The sequence below is a fragment of the Streptomyces sp. MZ04 genome, assembly GCF_004684775.1.
Lineage (GTDB): Bacteria > Actinomycetota > Actinomycetes > Streptomycetales > Streptomycetaceae > Streptomyces.
This window is the reverse complement of the sequence record NZ_SRIC01000070.1, coordinates 23,892-30,281: the sequence shown is the minus strand read 5'-3', so window position 1 is coordinate 30,281 and position 6,390 is coordinate 23,892. Positions and strand designations below refer to the sequence as shown.

Genomic DNA, 6,390 nt, shown 5'->3' with positions numbered 1-6,390 from the left:
TTTTTTTTTTTTTTTCAAGAGGAAGACGGCAAAGGATTTTAAGGGGCGTCGCGTGGGCTGGGATATGTGTATAAGAGACGGTTCCGGGAAGGGGCGGGCTTGGGGAAAGAAGCCCGCTCGGACCTCAGCCCCCCACCACGGAGACCCCCATGGCCAGCACCACCCTCATCACCAACATCGCCAGCCTCGTCACCAACGACCCCTCCCAGGGCGACGGCAGTCCTCTGGGCCTGATCCAGGACGCCGCCGTCATCCTGGACGGCGAGACCGTGGCCTGGGTCGGCCCCGCCGCAAAGGCCCCCGCAGCGGACACCACCCACGACGCCCAGGGCCGAGCCGCCATCCCCGGCTTCGTCGACTCCCACTCCCACCTCCTCTTCGCGGGCGACCGCACCCAGGAGTTCAACGCCCGCATGTCGGGCCGCGCGTACTCGGCGGGAGGCATCCGCACGACGGTGGCGGCGACCCGCGCGGCGACGGACGCAGAGCTGGAGGCAAACCTCAAGCACTACCTCGGCGAGGCCCTCCGCCAGGGCACCACCACCTTCGAGACGAAATCGGGCTACGGCCTGAACACGGAGGACGAGGCCCGCGCCCTGCGCATCGCGGCCCGGCACACGGACGAGGTCACGTACCTCGGCGCGCACATCGTCTCCCCGGACTACGCCGAGGACCCGGCGGCGTACGTCGAACTCGTCACCGGCGAGATGCTGGACGCCTGCGCCCCCCACGCCCGCTGGATCGACGTCTTCTGCGAGAAGGGCGCGTTCGACGGCGACCAGGCCCGCGCGATCCTGACGGCGGGCAAGGCACGCGGCCTGCACCCCCGCGTCCACGCGAACCAGCTTTCGTACGGTCCGGGCGTGCAACTGGCGGTGGAACTGGACGCGGCGAGCGCAGACCACTGCACGCACCTGACGGACGCGGACGTGGACGCCCTGGCGCAAGGCAACACAGTGGCGACGCTCCTCCCGGGGGCGGAGTTCTCCACCCGAGCCGAATGGCCCGACGCCCGCCGCCTCCTGGACGCGGGCGCGACGGTGGCCCTCTCCACGGACTGCAACCCAGGCTCGTCCTTCACATCCTCGGTCCCCTTCTGCATCGCCCTGGCGGTACGGGACATGGGCATGACCCCGGACGAGGCGATCTGGTCGGCCACGGCGGGCGGCGCGGCGGCCCTGCGCCGCGCGGACATCGGCCGCGTCACGCCGGGCGCCCGCGCGGACCTGGCCTTCCTCGACGCCCCGAGCCACGTCCACCTGGCCTACCGGCCGGGGGTTCCGCTGGTCAGCGAGGTGTGGCGGCGGGGTGCCCGCGTGCGCTGACGACGGTCAGGCCGTCTCCGCGACTGGCGCCGCCACCGTCGCCGCGTCGATGACGAAGCGGTAGCGGACATCGCCTGCGAGCACGCGCGCGTACGCCGCGTTGATCTCGTCCGCCCCGATCCTCTCGATCTCAGCCCCGATCCGGTGCACCGCGCAGAAGTCGAGCATTTCCTGGGTTTCGCGCATGCCGCCGAGCATCGATCCTGCCAGGCTCCTGCGGCCTCCGATCAGGGAGAACAGGCCGATAGGAGTCGGCTCCGCCGACAGGCCGACATTGACGAGTGTGCCGTCGATGGTGAGCAGGCCCAGGTAGGCGTTGAGGTCCAGCGGGGCGGAGACGGTGTTGATGACCAGATCGAAGGAGTTGGCGAGCTTCCGGTACGTCTCCGGGTCGCTGGTCGCGTGGAAGTGCTCGGCGCCCAGGCGCACTCCGTCGTCCTGCTTGCTCAGGCTCTGGCTCAGGACGGTGACCTCGGCGCCCATGGCGCGGGCGATCTTGACGCCCAGGTGGCCGAGGCCTCCCATGCCGACGATCGCGACGCGCTTGCCGGGACCGGCCTGCCAGTGGCTGAGGGGAGAGTAGAGCGTGATGCCCGCGCACAGCAGCGGCGCGGCCTCGGCGAGCCCGATGCCCTCGGGGATGCGCAGGACGTAGTTCTCGTCGACGACGATGTGCGTGCTGTAACCGCCGTAGGCGGGCGTGCCGTCGGGGCCCGCGGGATAGGTGTTGGTCGTCCCCCGCGCGCAGTACTGCTCCAGGCCGGCCCGGCAGTTGTCGCAACGGCGGCAGGAGTCGACGAAGCAGCCGACGCCCACCCGGTCGCCGACCGCGTACCGGCTGACGGCGGGGCCGACCTCGGTGACGACGCCCGCGATCTCGTGGCCCGGCACCATCGGGAAGGGCGCCGGTCCCCAGTCCCCTTCGACCTGGTGGATGTCGGAGCGGCAGATCCCGCAGTACGCGATCTCGATGAGGACATCGTGCTCGCCCACCGGACGGCGGGCAATGGTGATGCGCTCGAGCGGAGCCTTCGGCTCCGGAGCGGCGTAGGCCGGGACGGCGGTCAGGGGTGCGGCGGTCATCTGGGGTGTCTCCCGGTCGTTCGTGTGTGCTGCCGATGTGCTGCTGACCGCCATGTTTCTGCAGCTGGGAGCGGTTACCCAGGGCCGCGGTTCTCCTGGGTACCGGCCATCCTGGGTCTGCCGGAACCCCCTTAGGATCGGCCGCATGAGTCACAGAGCGACGCCGGCCCTTGGCGCTTTCCTGAGGTCCCGTCGTGCACGCCTGACGCCGCAGGACGCGGGCCTGAGCAAGTACGGCGAGCGGCGCCGCGTCCCCGGGCTGCGGCGGGAGGAGCTGGCCCAGCTGGCGGGCGTGAGTGTGGACTACTACGTGCGCTTCGAGCAGGGCCGCGCTGCCAACGTCTCGGATACGGTCGTCGACGCCGTCGCGGCGGCGCTCCGGCTTGACCGGGACGAGTACACCCATCTGCGCGACCTCGTCCGGGCGACCGGCCCGGCCCGCCCGATTCCGGCACCGGCACCGCAGGGGGCTGAAGCGCGGCAGGTGCGTCCTGGGGTGCGCCGTCTGCTCGACTCCATGGCCGACACCCCGGCGTGCGTCACCAACTGGCGGACCGACATCCTCGCCTGGAACCCGCTGTACGCCGCGCTCTTCACCGATTTCGGCGCGCTGCCGCCCGAGCAGCGCAACAAACTCTGGATGGTCTTCTGCCACCAAGAGGCCCGCAGCCGCTTCGTGGACTGGGAGGAGAAGAGCCGTTGCCTCGCGTCCTGTCTCCGTATGGGCATGGGGCGCCACCCCGGCGACCCGGCATACGTGGAACTGATCGCACAACTGTCGGCGGGGAGCGAGGACTTCCGCCGCATATGGGCCGACCAGGACGTGAGCGACAAGAGGCACGGCCACTTCGCCCTGCGCCACCCTGCGGTCGGTCGGTTCACGCTCGGGTACGAGTACCTTCACCTGCCCGACGACCAGGACCGTTTCCTCATCACCTACACCGCCGAACCCGGCTCCCCCTCCGAGGCGGCGCTCCGCAGCATCGCCCGGCAGGCGGGCCACCGGCCCCAGGCCGGAGCGCCGATCAGTTGAGATGCGCCGCTGACAGAGACAGCTCCCTCAGTGCATGACCCGGCAGCCGGCCGGCCAGGGTCAACCGGCAAGGCCCGTCGTCGCCTGCAGCGGGCATCCGGTGCCGACGCGCACCTCAAGGTCGGCCCGCAGGGCGGCGAGCTCGCCCATGCGCACGTCGATGACGTGGATCTTCTCCTCGAACAACGCAGAAAGTAGCTGCCCTCCACGGTCTCCTGGAGCGTGCGGCCCGCCGCCTCCCGCTTCCAGCGCAGCTCCTTGCCGTAGCAGGCGGGAACACTCGCCGAACCGTCAATGTCCCTGCGTGCCGCCACAGTTGACCGCCTTCCACACTTCGCACTGTGGAACCCAAACCCCTGTCACGTTACGCCGCCCCGCACCACTGTGTGACCGCAACGTCACAGAGCGCACGGAAAGGCGTACCCCCATGCGAGACCCCGTCCCCGCCTCCTCCACCCTCGACTTCGAACTCTCCCTGCTCGCCGTCCCCAAGGCGGTCCCCGAACTCCGCCGCACCCTGGACGCTCGCCCCGACGTACAGCTCTGCGTCAGCGAACTGCTCAGCAACGTCATCCGGCACCTCGGCGAGGGAACACCGGTGACCGTCCGCGTCACCGGCGCCCCCGGCCGGATCCGAGTCGCGGTCACCGACCCGGATCCGCGTGCCTGGCCCGTGCAGCGGAAGGCGGCCGGGGACGACGAGACGGGGCGGGGCCTCGCCCTGCTGGATGCGGTTTCCCTGCGGTGGGGCGTCGAGCAGGGGCCCGACAGCAAGACCGTCTGGTGCGAGTTGGCGGAGGGCTAGGTGCTGCGCCGCCTGCTTACGTGGCTGCTGCCGCCCGGCACGGGTAAGCGCCGGGCCCGCGGCACCGCGCCGGAGCCGCAGCCGCCGAGGCCCCGACAGTCGAACCGCAGACCCCGAAATCTCCCCCGCAGCCCCTACGCCCGCGAGGTCACCGAGGGGCAACCCATCGACGTCAGCGAGGCTCCCCTCACCCGCCCCTACTACCGTGCCGCCGAGAACCGCCTGCTCCAGGCCGAACGGCGGCTGGCCCTCGCCCTCGCGCTGGAGGGGGTCGAATACGGTCCGGCCGTGATCCACGGTGTCGCCCTGCCCGGCAGCCTGGTCTGAGTCTCTGTCTGTTCTGGCCTCGGTAGGCTCTCCAGTTCAGGAGGTGCAGTGGAAGCAGCGGGCCACGCAGCGCACGGGTGCAAGTACGCCCTGACCGGCGATGGGGACGAGAGCGACTTCTGGGGTTTCGTGCGGGAGGCCCGAGGTCTGTTCGTCCCGTTGGAGGACGATCTTCGGGAGGTCGAACTCCTGGGGTGCTTGCCGCAGGGGCCGCTGCTGAAATGCCTCGATCATCTCGGTGGTCGACGCGCGTCTGCGGGAAACGCCTACTTGGCGCTCCTCGACGCCGAAGGCATCGAGATGGGCTCCTACTTCGTCGACGATGTCACTGCGACAGCTGTCAAACCGTCCGCGCATGGTGCGGGCCTTCTCGATATCACCGTGCGCTTCTGGTGCGACCAGATGCTTCCCGGCTCGGAGCGGGTAGCCGGGGCAGACGTTCGCCCTGGATGGTCGTCAAGTCGTCGATGTCGACAGCTTCTACTGTGCGCTGGGTGAGGCGATCAATGGTCCCGGCGGGTACTTCGGATGGAATCTCGACGCAGTGGACGACTGCCTCAGAGGCCGCTGGGGCGCCTCTCCTCCGTTCACCCTGGAATGGCAGCATTCCGATGTCGCGAGGTCACATCTGGTCCACCACCACGCGGTCGAGGGTGACACCGGGACCCTCTTCGAACTGCTCCTGAGAATCTTCGAGGGTCGCGGCATCGAGGTCCTCTTGCGGTGAAGCGGAGGGTGGTGCGCTCGGCTAAAGACCCGACGCCGCCACCGGAATCGCCGCCACCGGAATCGCCGCCACCGGAATCGCCGCCCCCGGAATCGCCGCCCCCGGAATATCAAGCACCGCCTTGCCCGCGACCTCGCGGGCCAGCAGCGCCGCCAAAGCCTCCCGCGTACGGCCCCACTCGTCGCGGCGACCGATCTGCGGGTCCAGCTCGCCACCGGCGACGAGTGAGGCCAGCCACTCCAGGTCGGCGCCCAGGCCCTCCGCGTCGTCCATCAGGAAGAATGTCGTCAGGGAGCGGTCGTGGCGGCCGGCGTCCCCGAACAGGGCGCCGAAGGGGAAGTCCTCCCCGGCCCCCGAACTGTGGCCCACCGCCACCAGCACTCCGTGCGGGGCCAACGTGTCGTACGCGGCGACCAGTTGAGGGCCGCCCACCACGTCGATCACTCCGTGCACCGGCTCGACGGACTTCAGCGCGTCCGGCGTCACGACCTCGTGCGCCCCCAGGTGGGTCAGCACCTCCCCGTTCGCGGGGTCGCTCGTCGTCGCCACCACCTGAGCGCCTCCGCGTGCCGCCAGCTGCACCGCGAATCGGCCCACGCCCCCGCTCGCGCCCGTCACAAGCACCCTGCGGCCCAGGATCGGGCCCAGGCGGCGCAGTGCGCGGAGTGCCGAGCCCGCCGCCACCGGCAGTGCGCTCGCCGCGCCGAAGTCGGCCCCCTCCGGCAGCCTCCCGATCAGCTCCGTGTCGACCGCCCGGAGCTCCGCCCAGGCTCCGGCGGGTCCGAGCGTGACGACTGGGGTGCCAGGTGCGGGGCCGGTGCCGTCGGCGGCGGCGCGGATCACCACTCCCGCCGCGTCCCAGCCGGGGACCGAGCCCTCCTCGGCGTTCGGGACGACGAACGCCGCCTCCCCGTGGTTGACCGAGAAGGCGTGGATGCGGACAAGTGCCTGGTGGGGAGTGAGGTTCGGGTCGGGGACCTCGGTGAGGGACAGGTGGCCGAGGGCCGCGTGGTCGATCGTCAGTGCTTGCATGCGGGAGATAATGCCACTGAGTGGCATAAGGCATCAAGGGGCAAAGGCTCACGGGGGG

Annotated in this window: 8 protein-coding genes and 2 pseudogenes; 5 read left to right on the top strand and 5 right to left on the bottom strand. The window is 70.5% G+C overall.

Annotation, left to right across the window (positions count from 1 at the left end; translation table 11 throughout):
- The first annotated feature begins 149 nt into the window (after positions 1-149).
- Positions 150-1,325 (top strand): imidazolonepropionase, encoded by a 1,176-nt coding sequence (gene hutI, locus E2651_RS17275; protein WP_135332041.1) that lies wholly within the window; start codon positions 150-152, stop codon positions 1,323-1,325.
- A 6-nt stretch (positions 1,326-1,331) separates the two neighbouring features.
- On the opposite strand, the gene E2651_RS17270 is transcribed toward hutI, so the two are convergent.
- Complete coding sequence (locus tag E2651_RS17270) at positions 1,332-2,408, bottom strand: NAD(P)-dependent alcohol dehydrogenase (RefSeq protein WP_135332040.1); 1,077 nt, start codon at positions 2,406-2,408, stop codon at positions 1,332-1,334.
- 145 nt (positions 2,409-2,553) lie between these two features.
- On the opposite strand from E2651_RS17270, the gene E2651_RS17265 reads away from it, so the two are divergent.
- Positions 2,554-3,441 carry a helix-turn-helix transcriptional regulator gene (locus tag E2651_RS17265; RefSeq protein ID WP_135332039.1) on the top strand — a complete coding sequence of 296 codons (888 nt, stop codon included), beginning with the start codon at positions 2,554-2,556 and terminating at the stop codon, positions 3,439-3,441.
- A 60-nt stretch (positions 3,442-3,501) separates the two neighbouring features.
- Here E2651_RS17265 and E2651_RS17260 read toward each other — a convergent pair.
- Both E2651_RS17260 and E2651_RS45305 read right to left on the bottom strand, forming a co-directional pair.
- A pseudogene (locus E2651_RS17260) lies at positions 3,502-3,642 on the bottom strand (MerR family transcriptional regulator); the annotation flags it as partial.
- Positions 3,633-3,755, bottom strand: a pseudogene (locus E2651_RS45305) (XRE family transcriptional regulator); the annotation flags it as partial. The pseudogenes E2651_RS17260 and E2651_RS45305, both read right to left, overlap by 10 nt.
- A 113-nt stretch (positions 3,756-3,868) precedes the next feature.
- On the opposite strand from E2651_RS45305, the gene E2651_RS17250 reads away from it, so the two are divergent.
- On the top strand, positions 3,869-4,246 hold the full coding sequence (locus E2651_RS17250) for an ATP-binding protein (RefSeq protein WP_135332038.1): 378 nt from the start codon (positions 3,869-3,871) through the stop codon (positions 4,244-4,246).
- Complete coding sequence (locus E2651_RS17245; RefSeq protein ID WP_135332037.1) at positions 4,247-4,573, top strand: hypothetical protein; 327 nt, start codon at positions 4,247-4,249, stop codon at positions 4,571-4,573.
- Positions 4,574-4,609: 36 nt separating this feature from the next.
- Here the strand turns inward: E2651_RS17245 and E2651_RS45300 are convergent, their stop codons facing one another.
- Positions 4,610-4,930, bottom strand: a complete 321-nt coding sequence (locus E2651_RS45300) for a hypothetical protein (protein WP_245238926.1) — start codon at positions 4,928-4,930, stop codon at positions 4,610-4,612.
- Between the two features lie 88 nt (positions 4,931-5,018).
- Between E2651_RS45300 and E2651_RS45295 the strand changes: the two genes are divergently transcribed.
- The gene (locus E2651_RS45295) at positions 5,019-5,300 is read left to right on the top strand and encodes a barstar family protein (RefSeq protein ID WP_348541642.1); all 282 of its coding nucleotides are present in this window, start codon (positions 5,019-5,021) and stop codon (positions 5,298-5,300) included.
- A gap of 21 nt (positions 5,301-5,321) precedes the next feature.
- On the opposite strand, the gene E2651_RS17235 is transcribed toward E2651_RS45295, so the two are convergent.
- On the bottom strand, positions 5,322-6,332 hold the full coding sequence (locus tag E2651_RS17235; RefSeq protein WP_135332036.1) for a zinc-binding dehydrogenase: 1,011 nt from the start codon (positions 6,330-6,332) through the stop codon (positions 5,322-5,324).
- Positions 6,333-6,390: the final 58 nt, after the last annotated feature.

Excerpts from the sequence above, each read along its gene's own strand:
- E2651_RS17270 (WP_135332040.1), bottom strand. The coding sequence starts at position 2,408 with ATGACCGCCGCACCCCTGACCGCCGTCCCGGCCTACGCCGCTCCGGAG.
- E2651_RS17265 (WP_135332039.1), top strand. The coding sequence starts at position 2,554 with ATGAGTCACAGAGCGACGCCGGCCCTTGGCGCTTTCCTGAGGTCCCGT.
- hutI (WP_135332041.1), top strand. The coding sequence starts at position 150 with ATGGCCAGCACCACCCTCATCACCAACATCGCCAGCCTCGTCACCAAC.
- E2651_RS17250 (WP_135332038.1), top strand. The coding sequence starts at position 3,869 with ATGCGAGACCCCGTCCCCGCCTCCTCCACCCTCGACTTCGAACTCTCC.
- E2651_RS45300 (WP_245238926.1), bottom strand. The coding sequence starts at position 4,930 with ATGCGCGGACGGTTTGACAGCTGTCGCAGTGACATCGTCGACGAAGTA.
- E2651_RS17235 (WP_135332036.1), bottom strand. The coding sequence starts at position 6,332 with ATGCAAGCACTGACGATCGACCACGCGGCCCTCGGCCACCTGTCCCTC.